This window comes from Streptococcus moroccensis (assembly GCF_030812835.1).
Taxonomy (GTDB): domain Bacteria; phylum Bacillota; class Bacilli; order Lactobacillales; family Streptococcaceae; genus Streptococcus; species Streptococcus moroccensis.
Genome location: NZ_JAUSTM010000011.1, coordinates 1 through 19,053, shown reverse-complemented (window position 1 = coordinate 19,053; position 19,053 = coordinate 1). Strand labels below are relative to the sequence as shown.

The following is a 19,053-nucleotide window of genomic DNA, read 5'->3' as shown; positions in this document are numbered from 1 at the left end:
TTACTTGTTCGACTTGTTTAAGAAAGATTAGGAATTTTAAATTGTAGCGCATAATTTGGCTGCAAATATCTTTAACCCTCACACCAAAAAACAGCCCCATCGAGGCTGTTTTTTCTTGTCTTAATCTAAGTCTGTCCCGTTTGAAGCGATGACTTTCTTGTACCAGTAGAAGGAATCTTTTGGTGTACGGTCCATTGTTCCGTTCCCTTCATCGTCCATATCCACATAGATGAAGCCGTAGCGTTTGCGCATTTCACCGGTACCTGCTGAGACGATATCGATACAGCCCCAGGTGGTGTAGGCAATCAGGTCCACGCCATTTGCAATGGCATCGGCCATGGCCTTAACATGGGCACGGTGATAGTCGATTCGGTAATCATCATGGATAGACCCATCTTCTTCGACCGTGTCAAAGGCACCAAGGCCATTTTCCACAACCATGAGTGGCACTTCATAGCGATCATAGATTTTTTCCAAGTAGTACTGAAGACCGGTCGGATCATGGGCCCAACCCCAATCAGAGTAGGTCAAGTAAGGATTACGGACACCGGTTGAGAAGTTACCAGAGACCTTGTCGTCAGAATCATGCGTGGTCACATTGTTAGACATGTAATAAGAGAAGGTGTACATGTCCACAGTCCCTTTTCGCAGATCTTCCAAGTCTTCTTCGGTAATGTCAAGCACCACATTATGCTCGTCCCATAGGCGTTTAGCATAGGTTCCGTATTTTCCTTTGACTTGCACGTCACCGCAGTAGTAGATCCCACTTTCCCACTTGTGTTGATTGGCAAGGATGTCAGCTGGGTCTGGTGTTGCTGGGTAGAAGGTAATCCCGCAAATCATGTTCCCAAACATAAAGTTAGGATTGATTTTCTTACCGACTTGAACCGCCTTGGCTGACGCGACAAATTGGTAATGAAGTTGTTGGTAACCTGCTTGGTAGTCAGCATCCGACGCTTTGCCACCAAACATGTCAAGGAACATAGTTGTGTTGTTGATTTCGTTAAAGGTCAGCCAGTATTTAACCAGATCCTTGTACTCATTGAAAATCACTTCACAGTAGCGCACGTAGAAATCAACCAATTTACGGTTGTTCCAGCCGTTGTAGTTTTCCTCTAAGGCAAGTGGCGTGTCAAAGTGCCAGATAGATACCAAAGGCTCGATATTGTGCTTGCGGCACTCCTCAAAGACACTACGATAGAAGTCAAGACCAGCTTGGTTAGGCTCCTTGTCATCACCATTTGGAAAAATCCGTGCCCACGAAATCGAGAGACGGAAAACTGAGTAACCCATTTCGGCAAAGAGGGCAATATCTTCCTTGTAACGGTGGTAGAAGTCAACCGCCTTGTGGTTTGGGTAGTACTCTGTATCTAAAACGGCGTACTTAGCCCCTTCAGGGATACGGGCATGGTGGCCCATACCGCCTGCCTTACCAGGCTTGCCGTCCTTATCAATATAGGTCGTGTAACGCGGAGAGTTCACTGTTCCACCAGTCGTCACGTCTGTCTGCACCAGGCCACGGCCGTCAACGTTATAGGCACCTTCTGCTTGGTTGGCTGCAATCGCGCCACCCCAGAGGAAATTTTTAGGAAATGTTTTTGTCATATTAGTCACCTTTTCTATTACTTATACAAACTTTCACCGTTTGTCGCAATCACTTCTTTGTACCAGTCAAAGGACTTTTTCTTGTAGCGCGCCAAGCTACCTGTGCCATCGTCATTACGATCCACATAGATAAAGCCGTAACGCTTGCTCATTTGAGCGGTTGAAGCTGATACCAAGTCAATTGGTCCCCAGGTGGTGTAGCCCATCAGCTCTACACCATCTTGAAGGGCTTCTCCCACTTGAACCAAGTGTTTTTGCAGGTAATCAATGCGGTAGTCATCTTCAACTGTTGGTCCATTTGGCCCATCCACCAAGACATCCTTAGCACCTAGACCATTTTCCACGATAAAGAGTGGCAACTGGTAACGGTCATAGAATTTATTGAGGACCAAACGTAAGCCAACAGGGTCAATCTGCCAGCCCCACTCAGACGCCTCAAGGTAAGGATTGGTAATGCCACCCATAATGTTCCCGCGACCACTGTTGTAGTCTTCTGGGTTGTGGGCTTGCGCCACACTCATGTAATAAGAGAAGGAGATAAAATCAACCGTGTGAGTCAACATCTCCTCATCACCGTCTGCAAACTGGATTTCAATGCCATTTTCCTTGAAGAACCGCTTGATGTAGTTAGGGTATTTCCCACGCGCATGAATATCTGAGAAAAGGTAGTTTTGGTTTTCAAATTCGTGAGCTGTTAACTGATCCAAAGGATTTGAGGTCATCCCATAAGCAGGCATGGCTAGAACCATACACCCGATCTTAAAGTCGGGGTTGATTTCATGAGCGACTTTGGTCGCCAAGGCTGACGCTACCAACTCGTGGTGCACCGCTTGGTAAAGGTCTTGCTTAGAAAGCTTTTCATAAGGAGTCGCAATCCCACCAGACATGAAGGGTGCATGAAGCACGGAGTTAATTTCGTTAAAGGTCAACCAGTACTTCACCTTGTTTTTGTAGCGGGTAAAGACTGTGCGCACATAGCGCTCGTAAAAACCGATCAAGTCACGATTGGCCCAACCATTGTACTCACGCGCCAAATGAAGGGGGGTTTCATAGTGAGAGAGGGTCACCAAAGGCTCGATGCCATATTTGGCCAATTCGTCAAAGACCTTGTCATAAAAGGCAAGACCAGCTTCATTCGGCTCTAGCTCATCGCCATTAGGGAAAATACGTGACCAACCGATCGACAAACGGAAGGTCTTAAAGCCCATCTCCGCAAAGAGAGCGATGTCTTCCTTATAGCGATTGTAAAAATCAATTCCAACCAACTTGAGGTTGTCTTCAGTTGGCACATCGGTAATCAAGGGATTATGGTCGCCAGGCTTGGCAGGAACCCCACCTTGAGGGGTAACATCCTGAACGGAAAGCCCCTTGCCATCTAAATTATAAGCACCTTCGAACTGGTTAGCGGCAGTCGCCCCACCCCAAAGAAAGTCCTTTGGAAATGTGTAAGTCATGGTAAACTCCTTTAGTTAAATTCTGCGATAATCGCAATCTTATGTTGCTCACTCAAAAACAGGAACAACTAGTACCATTATCTATTTTACACCAAAAAAACACCCTTTTCTTAGCTTATTCTCTTAAAAACTGATACTATAATAGTATCAAAGGATACAAAGCCCGTTAAGAAAAGCGTAGAAAAATGAAAAAAAGAGACGACGAGTCTCAAGACTCTAGGAACTTTTTGAATTTTATCTAGCTTTTTAGGGCGTGTTCAACTACAAAGGATACAAAGCCCGTTAAGAAAAGCGTAGAAAAATGAAAAAAAGAGACGACGAGTCTCAAGACTCTAGGAACTTTTTGAATTTTATCTAGCTTTTTAGGGCGTGTTCAACTACAAAGGGTACAAAGCCCGTTAAGAAAAGCGTAGAAAAATGGCGGTAAGTCAGAAATCTTTGATTTCTTTGACGCACTCCGGTCAGGACGACTAGAACTTTCGTAGATGTTTCATCAAGAAAGTTCAGACGTCTACGACTTCATGATCATTAGAAGATACTATTTCGTATAAGGTCTTTAGGATTTTAGCTCGAATTCGACTAATAGGATACAACAGGCGTCTAGAGAGCAATGGAAAACCCCATTTTGTCCGACCCCACCTAAGTAGATTTGACTCTTTGTTACAATCTTATTCGATTTACCCTTATCATTATTATAGGAGTACCTTATGGCTGTTCAAGAACTGATTCAGGAATACCGACAATCCATCGAACATCAAAACAGGCTTTTACCTATCACGGTAAAGCATACTGTAGTCAAAAATGGCATCCCAGATATTCTTTTTCATTGGCATCCTGAGATGGAAATTATTTTGGTTCGGGAAGGAACGGCTAATATTCACATCGACTATGACCGCTTCGAAAGTGAAAAAGATGATATTATCCTCATTAGACCAAACGGACTTCACTCCATCCACCCGATCGATACGCAAACACACGTTACAGATAGTCTGATGGTGCATTTAGATTTCTTGGGTGCTTCTCAGATGGATCAAGCTAGCATTCATCTCCTTCAGCCCTTACAAAATGCAACCTCAAAGTTTGTTCTACGCATCCAGCCTACAGATCCTGGTTATGATGATTTACGGTCTACTTTAGAGTCTATTTTAAAAGTGGAGCATGAAAAATCTGACTTTTATGAATTAGAACTCAAGTCTTTACTCGGTCATTTTATCTACACGACCTACAAGCACAATTACGTGCGGCAAAAAATGACCGATGATTTTTACCGAAAAAATGAAAAGATTAGGGCTATTATTGAGTATATCCATCGAAATTACTATCGTACGCTAACGATTGCTGAATTAGCGGAGGAAGCCAATTACAGCGAAACCCATTTTATGACCTTCTTTAAAAGTCAAACAGGAACATCTGCCATGGACTTTATAATTCAGCATCGCTTACACCTGGCGACACAAGAACTTAAGCATTCTGTTAAACCTGTTTTACGCATTGCAGAGGAGGTTGGTTTTAATAACCTTTCAAACTTTAACCGTCAATTTCGCAAGTACTATCACCAGACCCCAAGCCAATATCGAAAATCAAAACAAGTTAAGAAGACGTAAACAATGTCTGCCCCAAAGCGAGAAAACAAAAAGCCTTTCATTTTCATTATTATGAATAAAAGTTCTTTTCAACTCTACAAGAACCTCTTTGGAAATAAGCCTAGTCTTTTAAACACAGTTGTTCTACTTTCATCACCTCACCCCCAACTGTGTATAACCTTTTATCGCCAATACCAAAACGCCCTTGAGACCGTATTCGTTCAAGGGCTTTTTTAATTTAAAAGGGTCAATTGCTCTCACAGAATCGTTTTTTTAGAACATCAATTGATATAAACGGCACGAAAATTCTTCCTCTATTTTATAAAAATCGTATTCATTTCTAACTAGGTATTTTGAGGTGATTTTCTGAACCGCTTGATTTTTTCACTGAAAACGATATAATAAAGCAAACTTATTTTTCAAAAGGAGTTACGAATGGATAAGAAAAAGGGTATTGTTATTGGACTTGCAGCAGTTGTTCTATTGACCTCGCTCTTTAGTTCCTCCCCTAAAAAAGCTGAAGTAGACGAAACTACTTCTACAACTAGCCTTAACAAACTGTTTGGCTTGTCAAACTCATTGACCGAAGAGGTTCTTGAAGAGGGGGATGCGCTAAATCGTATATTAGTGATTCCTATAAATGGTTCCATCGGCACTGAAGACGGCCAATATTTTCACGACCATATTTTATCTTCGATTGATAACATTAAAGAAGATTCTTCAATCAAGGCAGTCCTGCTGACGATTGATTCTCCTGGTGGAGGGGTCTATGCGACACGGGAAGTCTATGATCGTATGAAAGAAGTCCAAAGTGAAGTCGACATTCCGATTTATGCCTCAATGGGGAGCACGGCTGCTAGTGGTGGCTATTATCTAGCCATGCTTGGTGAAAAAGTATTTGCTTCTAGTGAAACCTTGACCGGATCTATCGGTGTAATCATGAGTTCCTATAATACAGAAGGTTTGTTAGAAAAACTAGGTGTTAAACCTCAGGTCATTAAGTCTGCGGACATGAAAGATATTATGTCAAGTTCTCGCGAAATGACGGAGGAAGAGCGTCAAGTCCTGCAGTCTTATGTGGATGAATCCTTCCAACGCTTCGTCGATGTGGTGGAAGAGGGACGTGGTATGTCTGAAGACGAGGTCAGAAAGTTGGCGGATGGTCGTATTTACAGCGGTAGCCAAGCACAGGCTGTTGGTCTTATCGATGCAATCGGTTACCAAAAAGATGCTCTACAAGCATTAAGAGATGATTTTGATCTAGCTGATGCACAAGTCTTTACCTACACGACACCTGATTTAGGATTTGGCAGTTTATTCCCAAGTTTCTTGGGTCAATTGGGACTAAACTCTGAAGAAACACCAGCCAGTCAATTAAACCAAGTTATCGAAAAAATCGAATCGTTAGACGACATGACACTAGAATATCGCATGCAAGGAGGGTTCTAATATGGAACAACTTCCTCTTAAAAAATGGCCCAAGCAAGTTTTTGGCGGTTTTTGGATTCGTCTAGCTGCCTTTCTCATTGACAGCCTGCTCGTCAACGCCATTACTAAAATCCTACTCAACTTGTCTGTGCACCATTTTATCGCACCAACCGATGCCAGAGAACAATGGTGGTATTCTCTGATTAAACTCATCATTGTTTTAGCTTATTTTTCAGGAACCATGCTGTATTTCAAGGGGCAGACTGTTGGCAAGTACCTGCTCAACTTAAAAGTTGTCAATTTTAAAACAGGCCAGTCAGACGTGCAAACCCTATTGATTCGTGAATTGGCAGGGCGGACTATTCTCCACTTTCTGCCAATCGTGGCAGTCACGCTTATCTTTACACGGCATCGCCAACACCTTATGGACATGTTGTGTGATACCGTAGTGATTAATCTCAATCAGGTTGATTATTTTAAAAAAGCCCGTGAAGCTCAACTCATTTTACCGAGTGATCTAGCTGAACCAGCTTCTGTTAACACCTCCTTACTCTAGTCAAGCCTATTCTCAATAAGATACAGAGCATTAACTGTCATAACACTCTTTTTAAAACTGAGTACCTTGCTCAGTTTTTTTGAATTCTTAGAATTTTTCCATAGATTTGAAAGCGTTTTTATGATATAATTAGTTTAAAGTTTTAACCTTATTAGTTTTTTAAAACTAAGTTCGCAAAAGGGAGGTATCTTATGGCAAAAAAATCATTTTGGAAAAATGCGTTCTTTCCCCTGATGTCACTCGTGATATTTGCTACACTGTTCGCCAGTATGTTAGTCGTTCGAAGTGGTCTGCCTGCTAAACCGTTGATTTCATTTTCATCTGGGCTTTTAGCTTATTCCATGATGCTTACAGTTACATTTATGGCATCGCGTCCTCGATTTATCGAAAAACATATTGGATTGCCAAAAATGTATGAAATCCACGCGCTAATGGCTGTTGTCCTTTGTGTCACTGGCTTACTTCACGTTATCCTACAATGGAATGGATTTGCCAACATGTTTAACATCATTGACCAATCCAATCTTTCAACCACTGGTTTTATCGCTGTTTTTTCTCTTATTTTGGTCATGTTTACGGGAATCTTTTCACTGTCAGGCGTTTTTGTCAATCACAATCCTAAGCTCCGCGCTTTTAAAAACAAGCAAAACCGAGAAGCCAGTCTCTGGATTCACCGCCTCGCTATTGTAGCAATCATTGCGATTTACCTGCATATCTTCCTATTGGGGTTTGGCGGCATTTTCCAGTTGCTGATAACCGCATACACTGTCCTTGTTTTAGGATACTACGCCTACTGGAAATGGTCAATTGCAACTAGCGACAAGTATACCGTTTCGGTGATAGAACGCCTTCGACATGATGTGTGGCGTCTCGTTTTAACTCCTAAAAATGGAAAAACAAAACACTATCGTCCTGGTGATTATTTCTTTGTCCGAATGCTTGATAACACATTAACTAGGGAAGGTCATCCATTTTCAACGACCAGTGCCAATACGGATCAAAACATGGAATTCATGATTAAAGAAGATGGTGATTGGACCGGACAGCTAGATAAAGTCTCCGTCGGTAATACCGTTACTTTAGAAGGTCCTCATGGCAATTATTTCCCTGAGCGCCTTGATTCAGAACCAGTGGACACTAAACCATTTGTTCTCTTATCTGGTGGAATAGGTGTCACACCAAACTTAAGTATTGCTCGTCATGAACTCGCCCAGCATACGCAAAGAGAAATCCATTTTGTCTGGGGACTTGCTATTGAGAAAGATATCTTCCTCTTACAGGAGTTAGAAGAAATCAAAGCTAAAAATCCAAACTTCTCCTATCACCTCATTTTTTCGAACGAAGCTGTTGAAGGCTATGACCAAGGCTTTATCACTAGTGACTATCTCGCTAAAATCGGAGCCGATCTCTTCCAAACAGCAGAATTCTTTGTTTGTGGACCTCCTCCTATGCTAACAGCTGCTCAAGAAATGCTAGCTAAAGAGCAGGTAGATCCTGAACGCATTCATATTGATGAATTTGGTTTCTAAAGAAAAGCTTTCACCATCAATCATGCTGGTACTAAAGAGAACGAAATAGGCTGGACTTAGCGTCCGGCCTATTTGAGAGCGTAGACAAACCCTGTTTTCTGCATTATTGATTTTCAAAAGTTTGGCTAATGATTTAAAATAATGTTTTTTTAGTGAGAGAGGTAAGTTTCTGTCTTGATAAAAGAGCCTGAAACTATTACGTTTCAGGCTCTCAGAAGTTTTGGGGTGAAATAGTCCAGTGGACTATTTCAGGTCTGAGCTTGGAAATGAAAAAGCGAAGAAGGCTCAAAACTTAGGTTTGCTTTAACAGTCTGGGAGACTGTTAAAGGTTGGAAATAGAGCAAGCAATAGCTTGAGTCAGACGTCCAAAGGAAGTCGCTACCGTCCGTTATCACCTATGGAAAGTTTCAAAAGTAACTTTGTCTTCAATCTGAAATGAGGCTGGACTTTTCCCCAGCCTATTTTGGTACAGTTCTTGATTTCTTTGATTGACTATCTTGTGCGCCATCAGGAGAGAACACGAGACTCATTCTTGGTATGTAGCTTATTTGATCACTTCTAATCATTATTCCCAATAAAGTCCCATGAAATCATTCATTTCAGTGTAAGCTGTATCAATGCGTGCTTGTGTTTCGCTATCTAACGAGTCACGGTGTTTTCCGCCTGCAATAAAATCTTCCAATATCAGTGTCTGATAGTCATATAAGGCGTAACCTTCTGGAGAGTAACGCCCATTAGGCGTGCGTTGCACCCATGTTGGATGCGCCTTAGCCGTTTGAATGATTGTAGTCTCTCCGGTTTTTTCAAAGACCACATCCATCAATACCCCACGTTCTGTCCACTGGTAGTTGGCAACACCTTCCATGGTTTCCATACGTTGATTGGAGATGAAATTCCCCATTGAATAAATAATGAGTTTTTGTTGGCCATCTTTCTCAACCGTTTCAGAAGGTTCTGCTACGTGTGGATGTCCCCCAAAGACCACATCAGCACCCCAATCGATCATTTTGTGGTAAAGCGTAATCTGCTCTTGGGTCGGTTCTAGGCTATATTCAATGCCCATCTGAGGCATAATGATCGTCACATCTGCCGCTTGTTCGGCAGCTTCTATTTCTTTTTGCATCTGACCGTCATCCAAATTAGACAAATAATTTGCCTGTTCCTCAACCGATAAATTAGCCTCCATGCCATTAAATCCGTAAGCATAGGCCAGAATCGCAATTTTGATGCCATTGACTTCTTTGATTAGTAGCGGAGCTTCTGAACGATTCCCCTCTGGATAGACACCCACCGTGTCGATGCCAGCGTCCTCAAAGGCCTTGGCTGTTGACAGCAAGCCAGAAAGATAAGAATCTAAAATATGATTATGCGCCAAATCCATGACATCATAACCAGCATTCTTAATGGCGTCGACAACTTCTATAGGCGCATTAAAAAGGGGATATCCAGCTAAAGGGAGCTCTGGGGCAATCGTACCTTCAAAATCTCCAATAACCAGATCCGCTTGGTCAAACCAAGGTTTCACATATTCAAAATTCAGGTTGAAATCATAAGTTCCATCATCCTGTAGGGCGGACATATAGATGATATCATGGTACAACAAATCCCCATGAGCCATGACCCTGGCTGTCGTTTTCTCTCCCACCTCATCCTCTTCTGTTGTATCGCTTGAGACAGTTAAAGCCCCTCTAAAAACGACTTCGTCTTGTTGCCATTGGTGAAATAAAAAAGTGAATCCCACTAATAAAAAGGCCAGAAGGACTACTAACATCGAGAATGTTTTAGAATTAACTAAAGACTTTTGAGATTTTCTTTGACGTGACATAGGCTGTCTCCTTCGTTTAGTAACCTTATTGTAACAAATTTTACAAAAAAAGGCACTAGTAATAAAAAGGCTTTCAAGAATTGCCACGTTAAACAGAGTTAACGAACTGACCTACTGCCTAGGATAGTTCTTTCCCCTTTTCACCTTGACATTCTTCCTTAAACAAACTTCTTCAACTAAAACAAAAGGAATGGGACAAATAGAATTCTCCCATTCTTTATTTTTTCTTTTATTGCGATGAAAAGTTGACGCGTTCCTTAGTATTGGAAATTCGACTGATCAAGTGGTCCACTGAACCAACGACCGTTCAACACTTGTTCGTTTAAGGTTTTCTTCTGCTCAGCAGAAAGGCTATCATCGGCCTCCATTTTAGCAATAACGTCTTCAGCAGTCTCGCTGTCAGTCGTCATTTCAAGCTTGGCCTCAGACTTATCAGCATCTAAAAGGAGGACTTCTTGATTAGCTGCTGTCCAGACCGTCCAGTCTTTGCCAGGTTTACCGGTAGCAATAAAGTCTTTGAGATGCCCTTTAAAAGCCGTTGCTAGAGCAGCTTGGCCATCGTTATAAAACTCCTCACCGATTAAACTAGCATAGTTGGACGGTGTTTGGAGGAAGGGTTCAAAGACACCATGATAAGCTGACAACCCATTAGCAAGACTTGGTGTCACTTCAGCATTTGAGCCATAAGCAATCTCACCGACATAGATTTCTGATTGGTAGTGACCATCTAAGATACGGGCACTTTCAACACCGTTAGAGAGGCGGTAGAAATCGCCACCATAGTTGCGAGCATAGAGAAACTCAGCCATCTTGTCCTCATCTTTGGCAAGGTTACCGCTAGTAAAGTCTTCCATGAAGTACTTGTCAAAGGCTGTAAAGAGTGAAAACTCGCTGGTCCCTGTCACCAGCATCAATGGCACATCATTAAAGGTTGCCCCTTCAAAACCATCTTTTGGCAAGACGTGACCGTCTTTATAGAGGTGTGGGAAAACAGACATGCGGATGCTAGCATTACCCATCATTGGAGCCAAGCGGTCAGCCTCTAAGCCATGGAGATAGTCAGCTACTTCTTTGGCATCTGTCAGCAGCCAAGCCACTGCGTCTTCCTCAGTATCCTTGACCTTATCTTCAACTACTAATGGTGCAAACGCCTTAGCAAAGATCTCTTGACTTTCCGCTTCATCTGCTAGGGTAATCCCTCCACTAAAGGAAATTGCCTTGTTATATTTATCCTTAAACAGAGGCGAAATCAAGGTTGCCATCACATCACGACCACCCGCTGAGAAACCAACTAGGGTTACATTGTCCGCATCGCCACCGAATGTTTCAATGTTTTCATTGACCCAGTCCAGACCAGCTGCCAAGTCCAGCAAGGTATAGTTTCCTGAGTTTTCCTCATCCGTCCCTGTTTTAAGGGCTGGCAGTGGGTTAAACCCAAGCGCACCCAAGCGATAGTTGAGTGAAACATAGACTGCATTGACATCATTGACAAAGGTATTGCCCTTGATCTCCTGGGCTGTTCCTGATTGGTTGTTGCCTCCGTGAACAAAGACAATAACTGGCAGGTCTTTGGCATCAGTATCTGGACGGACGATGTCTAAGTTAAGTGCATCTTCTACTCCGATTTGTTCGCCATTTGAGAGTTGAAGAGCCGGCTCACCTGCTTTTGTAGCATCCAAGGTCTCCTTCCAAGCCTCAACAGGCTCTGGAGCCGTCCAGCGGTCCGTCACGTGGGCATAGGGAACACCAAGCCACTCGATAACCTTGTTTTCCTCATCTTTTTGCCCTTTCACAGGACCACTTTTAACGGTCTGTTCCACCTCTTGGTTAAAGGTTTCTTCAGGTGTTGCTGACGTACAACCAGCTAGAGCTAAAGTAGCTATCCCTAGAACGGCCGTCCATTTGCTTAAAAATTTTTTCATCATGTTCTCCTATTTGCTTTGCGCATTCATCCATTCGAAGATGTTGCTATAGGACGCTTGACTGTTCCCACCGAAGCTTGCATTGCTTGGTTGGTATGCTGAAGCCACATCTGAAGCCGCTTTAACAGCTTCAGTATCCTGAACGCCGGTCACTTGGTTATTGAAGAAGTAAATCCAAGACCAGTGGCCCATGTATTGGTTTTCAGGGATATCTTTGCCCTGAACGGTTTCATAGTAAGATAGCCAAGCGTTGTCTGCGCCAGCTTGTAAAAGTGCCTGATAGGTTGGCAGCACATAGCGATCGGGTAGGACGACTTCATCGTCTGCTGACATGACAAACCAAATTGGCAAGTTTTTCAACGTCGCTAATTTCTCTTCTGTGACAAAGATTTGCCCATTTGGAATAAAGCTAGCGGTTGTCCCGTCACTCGCTTCTTCCTTAGCATAAGTCCCGTCTGGGTTTCGTTGATAATCATAAAAAGAATAGGCTTCTGCTAATGGGTAGGCCGCTGCAAAATAGTCTGGGTACTCGATAGCCATGTTCATGGTCATGTAACCACCGTTTGAGCAACCGCCCAGATAGATACGATTAGTGTCCACATCTGGATTGCTAGCCACATAGGCCTCAATCGCTGCCATCAGGGCTTCTGTGTAACGGGATTTTCCAGCTCCAGCGCCATTAGTACCATCTCCCTCATCCATCCAGTAGGTCGGAGTTTGGACAGCCAGCACATAAGCCCCTTTTTCTGCCTCATCTCCTGTCGCACTGTAGTAGCTCTGGATATCATCCCGAGTTAGAGCGGTCACTTCATTGCCTAAGAGGGTGATGTCAATGTCTGTTCCGCCTTCTCCCTGGCCATGGAGCCAAATGACCAATGGGCTCTTAGCTACCGTTTCTTTCAAATGCTCTGGCTCATAGGCAGCATACTGGAGAATCAATTCTTCTGAGTTTCCTGTCAGCGGATTATTGTAATGCCCTTGGTGTTGCCCACGCACATTAAAGGCATCGGTGTCGTTCATGATTCGTTTGTTAATAGCGTCTGTACTGTAATCAAGGATCTTTCCAGCAACCGTGAGTCCTGATATCTCGATAGGGTATTCTGTAGCCCATTCGTTCATCATGGTGTCTAAATTAAAATTGAAGGGCGAGGCATTATCTGGCGAGGCAAAGCTATAGGTCACCTCTAAGTCCAAAGCAACGTATTTACTAGAAACATCAACCTTTTGCCCCTTCTCATCTGACAGATAAACTGCTGTCACCTGACGATCAACGCCCAAGGTTTTAACTGAGATGTCCTCTGCAGTCACATCTGACACCTCTTGATCCAGCTCAACCACAAGAGCAGAGACAGAAGGGCCCCATTCGTATCCTGTTACTTCGATTTTTGCGTCTTTTATGGTCACTTTACTGGTCTCTTTTTTACTGGCCTGACTACAAGCCACTAGCCCTAAAATGGCTGTCGCAGCTAATAAGTATTTCAACGTCTTTTTCATAAAAACCTCCAGTTATTAGTAATCGCTTACATTTTATAGCAAGAAAAAAGGTAGGCCGTTTCCGGCATACCTTTTTAAAGTTGTTATTTCACAATTTCTAACAAGTCATGTCCAGCTTGAACTGCTCCTGCCGTTGTCGCAGTCACGCTAGCAAAGTCTGCTGTGTTAGTTACAATAATTGGTGTGGTTACAGGGAAACCTGCCGCCTTGATCGCTTCGATATCAAATGATACAAGTGGCTGACCAAGTGTGACACGATCACCTTGTTTCACATGGGCCGTGAAGCCTTTTCCATCCAATTCAACAGTATCCATACCGATGTGGATCAAAAGTTCCGCACCGTTATCTAATTGAAGACCAATCGCATGGTTGGTTGGGAAAAGAAGACTCACTGTTGCATTAGCTGGTGCAAGCACTTCGCCGACACTTGGCTCAACCGCAACACCTTGGCCCATAGCACCCGATGAGAAGACAGGGTCTTTCACATCAGCAAGAGCTACCACATCACCAGTCAATGGGCTTGCCAAGATTGGTGATACTTCAGTTGTTGATGAAGCTTCCACAGCTGCAACAGGGGCTACTGCTTCAGCACTAGGCTTTTTTACAGGAGCCTCCGCTGGAGCTTCTCCGAAAAGATTTGGGACTGGTACAAGCATTTGAATGGCAAATGAAGCCACGATAGCTACTACTGTCAACCCAATAGCAATCATCATTTTGCTAGTATCCCCAGTTGCTGGATCTACCATTGCAGGGTATTGGAAAACTCCCATACCACCAATACTATATGATCCGACATTAAACATTTGCATCAAGGCACCAATAACAGCTGATACCACACATGAAATGTAGAATGGGGTTTTCATTGGAAGAGTAATACCATAGATTGCTGGCTCTGTTACACCAAAGATAGATGAAACGAAAGCTGGCATTGCAAGTGATTTAACTTTTTGTTCTTTCGTTTTGAGCATAATCGCTAACAAAACACCTGTTTGTGTAAAGTTAGGTAATCCTGCAGGTGATAGAATCGTTGAGAATCCATTGGTTGCGACATCCACAATAGCAAGTGGAACAATCGCCCAGTGAAGACCAAACATAACGAGAATTTGCCAAGAGAATCCAAGTACTGCACCATAGAGGATTGGGCTAAAGTTTTGAATAGCTTGGAAAGCTCCAGAAAGAGCATCAGAAGCAAAGTTAGCTACAGGTCCAACGACTAAGAATGTCAATGGCACAGTTACCAAAATAACAACAAATGGAACAACAAAGACTTTTACCACATCTGGTGTGATTTTCTTCATTTGTTTTTCAATGAGAGAGGCTACCCAGACTGCCAAAATTGCTGGCATTACAGTAGATAGGTATGAACCTGAAGATGGTAATGCAAATGGAATGCCCAATACCTTATCCAAACCAGCTTCTTGAAGAACTGCGATAGATCCCGGTAAAGTAGGATATACCAAGGCTGCGCCAATCGCTAGAGCAGTAAACTCATTCATACGGAATTTACGGGCTGCAGTTAATGCAATAAGTAACGGCAAGAATTGGAAGAATCCATCTCCAGCAGCATTTAAAATGACATAAAGTGCGCTGTTATCTGCAGTCATTCCCAAGCTTGATCCCATGATAGCGACCAAACCTTTGATGATACCGGCAGCAGCCAATGGCCCAAGGAAAGGTTGGAAGATACCAGAAACCAAGTCAACAAAACGGTCAAAAAGATTTCCTTTTGGTCCGTCGCCTTCATCGATATCAAGGCTACCACCTGCAGCCAATCCACCAACTTTGACAACTTCCTCGTAGACATCAGGTACATGGTTACCGATAACCACTTGGTACTGACCACCCGCTTTAACAACAGTCACGACACCGTCTCGTTGTTTTAGGTAGTCTGTGTCTGCCTTGCTTTCGTCTTTCAAGTCAAAACGTAAGCGAGTCACACAGTGTTTCAAACTGTTAATGTTTTCTTTGCCCCCAACGTGAGCAATGATATCTTGTGCTAATTCTGTATATTTAGCCATGAGATACTCCCCTTTAATTATTTTTTGATGGCTGATCACTGTTCTCTTCCGGTACCTGTCCGAGAAACAAAAGAAAAACCTAAATAAATATCAAACAATACACCTTCTGAGTTCTCTCAAAAAGTGGGTATTATTTCATATTTACTTAGGTTTTGCCTGCATGACCAGTAACAATCCATGAACTTATTCTATCACATTTCAAAAATAATGCAAGCGTTTTTAAAAAATTTTAAAAAAAATAGCAGACAGTGCCTTTTTCCCGATAATTTGTTAGACTATTAGTTAGTTAGATAAATTCAAAAATGATCTTTACCAAAGGAGTAATCCAACCATGAAAAAAATCACATCTACCATCTTTTTAGTGATGTTCGTTTTTCTCATAAGTGCTTGTCAGCAAGAATCCAAAACGGCTACAGAGACTGAAGTTCCTGTGACCGCTGACACCATTGATTGGTCAAAAACAGGACCAGATGCCAAAGAAAATCACATCACCTTTGAACAAGTCGTGCAAGATGTCGAAAATGGTGCGGTTTTTTATGACGTTCGCTCAGAAGAAGAATTTACCAAGCAAAATTTTGGCCTGACTACCAATTTTCCCATTACTGAGTTAGAGGCTGGCTACCTGCCTGACCTCCCTAAAAATCAGAAAATCTATGTGCATTGTCAACTTGGGATTCGGTCTGCAGCAGCTACTAAGATCCTTCGAGATGCCGGTTTTACAGCAGTCTATGATTTGGGTGGGTTGGCCCAGGTCGAAGCCATTGGAGGGCTACTGTCTTCTCCTTAAATAAACAAACCTTCAACAATGGTGGATCAAGAAGACCCACCAGACATAAAACTCCGTTTTCTTGATTGAAAACCTCCCCCCTAAAAAGGACTATTTAAATGATTGAACTCGTAGCATCTGATATGGACGGCACTCTTTTATCTGACCATGTTGCCATCCATCCTGACAACATCGCAGCTATTCAAGCATTAGCTATACAAGATATCCCCTTTCTCGTCTGTACAGGTCGAAACTTACAAATGGCCCAAGTTGCACTTGAGCCCTACAATATCATTTGTCCTAAGATATTATTAAACGGTGCCATTGTTTATGATGTTAATGACCAAATTTTAGAACGATCTGAGATTTCCAAAGACGATGCTCTGATCCTGCTCCAAAAAGCGACTGAGCTTGGATTGTGTGCTGAACTAATCACTGAAGAAGCAGTCTACATTAGTGAGCGTCAAGCGCGCCTAAAAGTTTTTAAGACAGATCTTTTAAACGAAAAACCTCACCTTTCAAGTGCTCAACTTGAAAAAGAAATTTTAGATATCGATGCCAAATTAATGGCGATAGAGGTTAGCTCATTTGACGATATTCTTAATGATCCTAATCAGCATGCTCTTAAAATTAGTCTCATGGACTCTGCTGGTCCTGACGTTTTTGGACCTATCATTACTTACATTAATGAGCATTTGCAATCTCTAATTGTGTCTTCTTCAGGGCGATCTAACATAGAAATCACGCATAAAGAAGCTCAAAAAGGGCTAGCTTTAGCTCGATATGCCTCAAGGATAGGTGTTAAGTTAGACAACTGCATTGCATTTGGAGACAACTTTAATGATGTTAGCATGCTAGAAATGGTTGGCCATAGTTTTGCCATGGGCAATGCTGAACCAGAAGTCAAAGCTCTTGCTCGCTACCAAACAGTTGCTAATATTGAAGCTGGAGTTGCTAAAGGACTTGCACAGCTTATCTCCTTATAAATTCTACCATCACCATCGAAATAACCCAAGAGGCCAAGGCATCCGCCTTGACCTCTACTGCATATTCAGTTGTATTTTAAGCCGAATCGATGAACGATAGACTAAACTATACTTTAACCTTGTTGATATGAAACAGCTAAGGTTTTTTCTAGATTAAACATTCTTTCATGGTAGCTTATCTACAAATCTCACAATTGTCTTTCGCTATTCTTATCAGAATCTCACGCTTTGTGTAGACGCTACTCGCTATTGGCTATAATTCTTATCTTGATTAATATTGTTACCTCCGTGACAGACTCTGTCGTCTGTTCCTTTTGGTAAAATGCCTGCGCATTTAACTTATAAATCTAGATTATGCTTTAAAACGTAGCGATAAACAATAGAGTTACTTTCCATTAATCATAAGGTAAACACCTTATCACTAAATGTAAATCTCAGTTGTCACCGTTCTTGTACCGACTCATATTCATCTTAAGCATATACATACCTCCAATAAATATTTTGTGCGATGTGAAGAGCCTCTTTCATTCGAGAATCGTCATCCTCTCCTCACCAAGCCTCTCCATAAGTGATATAAAATTGCCTAGGCCAGATAATCTTATCGTGTACTTGAATAAGGTTATCTTCTTTATGGTTTAATTATATCGCAAGCGCTTACAAAAGTCAAGGGTTTTGTGCTTTCTTTTTAAAATTTATTGAACAAAAGCTAAAAAAGCCGTCAAAACGGCTTTTCTTAGTCCATATAATGCAATTTCCCGCGGAAGTCTTCAATTGAGTCGTAACCTTTTTCAGCCATGATTGCCTTGAGTTCTGCTGTCACGCGCTCAAAGATTCCCACACCTTCTTTTTGCAACTGGGTTCCAATTTGGACCATGCTGGCACCACAGAGGATGTGCTCAAAGGCATCGCGACCTGTCAGAACACCACCAGTTCCGATAATCTGGATTTCTGGTTTCAACCTTTGGTAAAAGGCATGCACATTTGCTAGGGCAGTTGGTTTAATGTATTGACCACCTAAACCTCCAAACCCTTGCTTCGGTTTGATCGCCACTGTCTCGTCTTCAATATAGAGCCCATTTCCAATTGAATTAACACAGTTGACAAAGGTTAAGGGGAATTTATTGAAGATTGTTGCTGCCTGGTCAAAATGCACAATGTCAAAATATGGGGGAAGCTTCACACCCAGAGATTTTGTAAAATAGGTGAAGACTTCTGTCAGCAAATTCTCTGTTGTCTCAAAATCATAGGCAATTTGTGGCTTACCTGGAACATTAGGACAAGAAAGATTGAGCTCAATAAGGCCTTGATATGCAGATGCCTCTACTTTTTTTAGAATGGTATGTGTCTCATCTGGCGATAGTCCTACTAAGGATAGGAAAAACGTATCTTCTGGAGCTGTATCTTGCAACTCTAAGAGATAGTCTAAATAATAGTCCAGTCCTTGGTTGGGCAAGCCCATTGAATTGATTGACCCTAGAGGAACGTCATGATAACGGGGCTCTGGATTGCCAGCTCGAGATTCCAATGTCGCTGTTTTGGTAACAAAGGTCCCTGCAGCAGATTGCCGAACCGTTTCAAGTTCTTCTCGTGTCATGCAATAAACACCTGCTGCGTTCATGAAAACATTTTTAAACTGAAAATCTCCAATATGAGATGCTGTTGAAACCATAGTGCCTCCAAGTTCTTTTTTCTTTTTAGTATACCATAAGATAACAACTTTAGCTGGTATAAAACAGGCATAGCTTCATTGCCAAATGTTAAAATAACGTAAATTCTACTGTTCTTGAAAAAATAGCTAAATTTCAAGTAGAAGTTAGCCATTTTTAAGAAACTGTGCAGGAGACAAATAGTTCAGTATTTTCTTAGGATAATGATTGATCCAATTTT

The 19,053-nt window shown here is 42.2% G+C and carries 13 protein-coding genes; 6 read left to right on the top strand and 7 right to left on the bottom strand.

What is annotated here, in order from left to right; all coding sequences use genetic code 11:
* Positions 1–120: 120 nt before the first annotated feature.
* Both J2S23_RS06380 and J2S23_RS06375 read right to left on the bottom strand, forming a co-directional pair.
* The gene (locus tag J2S23_RS06380; protein ID WP_307121921.1) at positions 121–1,605 is read right to left on the bottom strand and encodes a glycoside hydrolase family 1 protein; all 1,485 of its coding nucleotides are present in this window, start codon (positions 1,603–1,605) and stop codon (positions 121–123) included.
* 17 nt (positions 1,606–1,622) lie between these two features.
* On the bottom strand, positions 1,623–3,059 hold the full coding sequence (locus J2S23_RS06375; protein ID WP_307121920.1) for a glycoside hydrolase family 1 protein: 1,437 nt from the start codon (positions 3,057–3,059) through the stop codon (positions 1,623–1,625).
* A 707-nt stretch (positions 3,060–3,766) separates the two neighbouring features.
* Between J2S23_RS06375 and J2S23_RS06370 the strand changes: the two genes are divergently transcribed.
* From J2S23_RS06370 to J2S23_RS06355, 4 genes are all read left to right on the top strand, one after another.
* Positions 3,767–4,663: a helix-turn-helix transcriptional regulator gene (locus tag J2S23_RS06370; protein WP_307121919.1), complete on the top strand. Its 897-nt coding sequence runs from the start codon at positions 3,767–3,769 to the stop codon at positions 4,661–4,663.
* A 414-nt stretch (positions 4,664–5,077) separates the two neighbouring features.
* Complete coding sequence (sppA, locus tag J2S23_RS06365; RefSeq protein WP_307121918.1) at positions 5,078–6,091, top strand: signal peptide peptidase SppA; 1,014 nt, start codon at positions 5,078–5,080, stop codon at positions 6,089–6,091.
* A gap of 1 nt (position 6,092) precedes the next feature.
* Positions 6,093–6,626, top strand: coding sequence for an RDD family protein (locus J2S23_RS06360; RefSeq protein ID WP_307121917.1), 534 nt, complete (start codon positions 6,093–6,095; stop codon positions 6,624–6,626).
* Between the two features lie 191 nt (positions 6,627–6,817).
* Complete coding sequence (locus tag J2S23_RS06355) at positions 6,818–8,155, top strand: ferredoxin reductase family protein (protein WP_307121916.1); 1,338 nt, start codon at positions 6,818–6,820, stop codon at positions 8,153–8,155.
* Positions 8,156–8,720: 565 nt separating this feature from the next.
* Here the strand turns inward: J2S23_RS06355 and J2S23_RS06350 are convergent.
* From J2S23_RS06350 to J2S23_RS06335, 4 genes are all read right to left on the bottom strand, one after another.
* Positions 8,721–9,980 (bottom strand): CapA family protein, encoded by a 1,260-nt coding sequence (locus J2S23_RS06350; protein WP_307121915.1) that lies wholly within the window; start codon positions 9,978–9,980, stop codon positions 8,721–8,723.
* A 257-nt stretch (positions 9,981–10,237) separates the two neighbouring features.
* Complete coding sequence (locus J2S23_RS06345; protein WP_307121914.1) at positions 10,238–11,902, bottom strand: carboxylesterase family protein; 1,665 nt, start codon at positions 11,900–11,902, stop codon at positions 10,238–10,240.
* A 9-nt stretch (positions 11,903–11,911) separates the two neighbouring features.
* Positions 11,912–13,396 carry a prolyl oligopeptidase family serine peptidase gene (locus J2S23_RS06340; protein WP_307121913.1) on the bottom strand — a complete coding sequence of 495 codons (1,485 nt, stop codon included), beginning with the start codon at positions 13,394–13,396 and terminating at the stop codon, positions 11,912–11,914.
* Between the two features lie 83 nt (positions 13,397–13,479).
* A complete protein-coding gene (locus J2S23_RS06335; RefSeq protein ID WP_307121912.1) occupies positions 13,480–15,414 on the bottom strand; it encodes a beta-glucoside-specific PTS transporter subunit IIABC in 1,935 nt (644 codons plus the stop codon).
* A 331-nt stretch (positions 15,415–15,745) separates the two neighbouring features.
* Here J2S23_RS06335 and J2S23_RS06330 point away from each other — a divergent pair, with 331 nt between their 5' ends.
* On the top strand, positions 15,746–16,201 hold the full coding sequence (locus J2S23_RS06330; protein WP_307121911.1) for a rhodanese-like domain-containing protein: 456 nt from the start codon (positions 15,746–15,748) through the stop codon (positions 16,199–16,201).
* Between the two features lie 98 nt (positions 16,202–16,299).
* On the top strand, positions 16,300–17,166 hold the full coding sequence (locus J2S23_RS06325; RefSeq protein WP_307121910.1) for a Cof-type HAD-IIB family hydrolase: 867 nt from the start codon (positions 16,300–16,302) through the stop codon (positions 17,164–17,166).
* 733 nt (positions 17,167–17,899) lie between these two features.
* On the opposite strand, the gene J2S23_RS06320 is transcribed toward J2S23_RS06325, so the two are convergent.
* Positions 17,900–18,835: a dihydroorotate oxidase gene (locus tag J2S23_RS06320; RefSeq protein WP_307121909.1), complete on the bottom strand. Its 936-nt coding sequence runs from the start codon at positions 18,833–18,835 to the stop codon at positions 17,900–17,902.
* Between the last annotated feature and the right edge of the window lie 218 nt (positions 18,836–19,053).

What these genes read in the sequence shown, in the direction of transcription:
- J2S23_RS06340 (WP_307121913.1), bottom strand. Translation starts at nt 13,396, where the DNA reads ATGAAAAAGACGTTGAAATACTTATTAGCTGCGACAGCCATTTTAGGG.
- J2S23_RS06360 (WP_307121917.1), top strand. Translation starts at nt 6,093, where the DNA reads ATGGAACAACTTCCTCTTAAAAAATGGCCCAAGCAAGTTTTTGGCGGT.
- J2S23_RS06320 (WP_307121909.1), bottom strand. Translation starts at nt 18,835, where the DNA reads ATGGTTTCAACAGCATCTCATATTGGAGATTTTCAGTTTAAAAATGTT.
- J2S23_RS06335 (WP_307121912.1), bottom strand. Translation starts at nt 15,414, where the DNA reads ATGGCTAAATATACAGAATTAGCACAAGATATCATTGCTCACGTTGGG.
- J2S23_RS06355 (WP_307121916.1), top strand. Translation starts at nt 6,818, where the DNA reads ATGGCAAAAAAATCATTTTGGAAAAATGCGTTCTTTCCCCTGATGTCA.
- J2S23_RS06350 (WP_307121915.1), bottom strand. Translation starts at nt 9,980, where the DNA reads ATGTCACGTCAAAGAAAATCTCAAAAGTCTTTAGTTAATTCTAAAACA.
- J2S23_RS06325 (WP_307121910.1), top strand. Translation starts at nt 16,300, where the DNA reads ATGATTGAACTCGTAGCATCTGATATGGACGGCACTCTTTTATCTGAC.
- J2S23_RS06345 (WP_307121914.1), bottom strand. Translation starts at nt 11,902, where the DNA reads ATGAAAAAATTTTTAAGCAAATGGACGGCCGTTCTAGGGATAGCTACT.
- J2S23_RS06375 (WP_307121920.1), bottom strand. Translation starts at nt 3,059, where the DNA reads ATGACTTACACATTTCCAAAGGACTTTCTTTGGGGTGGGGCGACTGCC.
- sppA (WP_307121918.1), top strand. Translation starts at nt 5,078, where the DNA reads ATGGATAAGAAAAAGGGTATTGTTATTGGACTTGCAGCAGTTGTTCTA.
- J2S23_RS06370 (WP_307121919.1), top strand. Translation starts at nt 3,767, where the DNA reads ATGGCTGTTCAAGAACTGATTCAGGAATACCGACAATCCATCGAACAT.
- J2S23_RS06330 (WP_307121911.1), top strand. Translation starts at nt 15,746, where the DNA reads ATGAAAAAAATCACATCTACCATCTTTTTAGTGATGTTCGTTTTTCTC.
- J2S23_RS06380 (WP_307121921.1), bottom strand. Translation starts at nt 1,605, where the DNA reads ATGACAAAAACATTTCCTAAAAATTTCCTCTGGGGTGGCGCGATTGCA.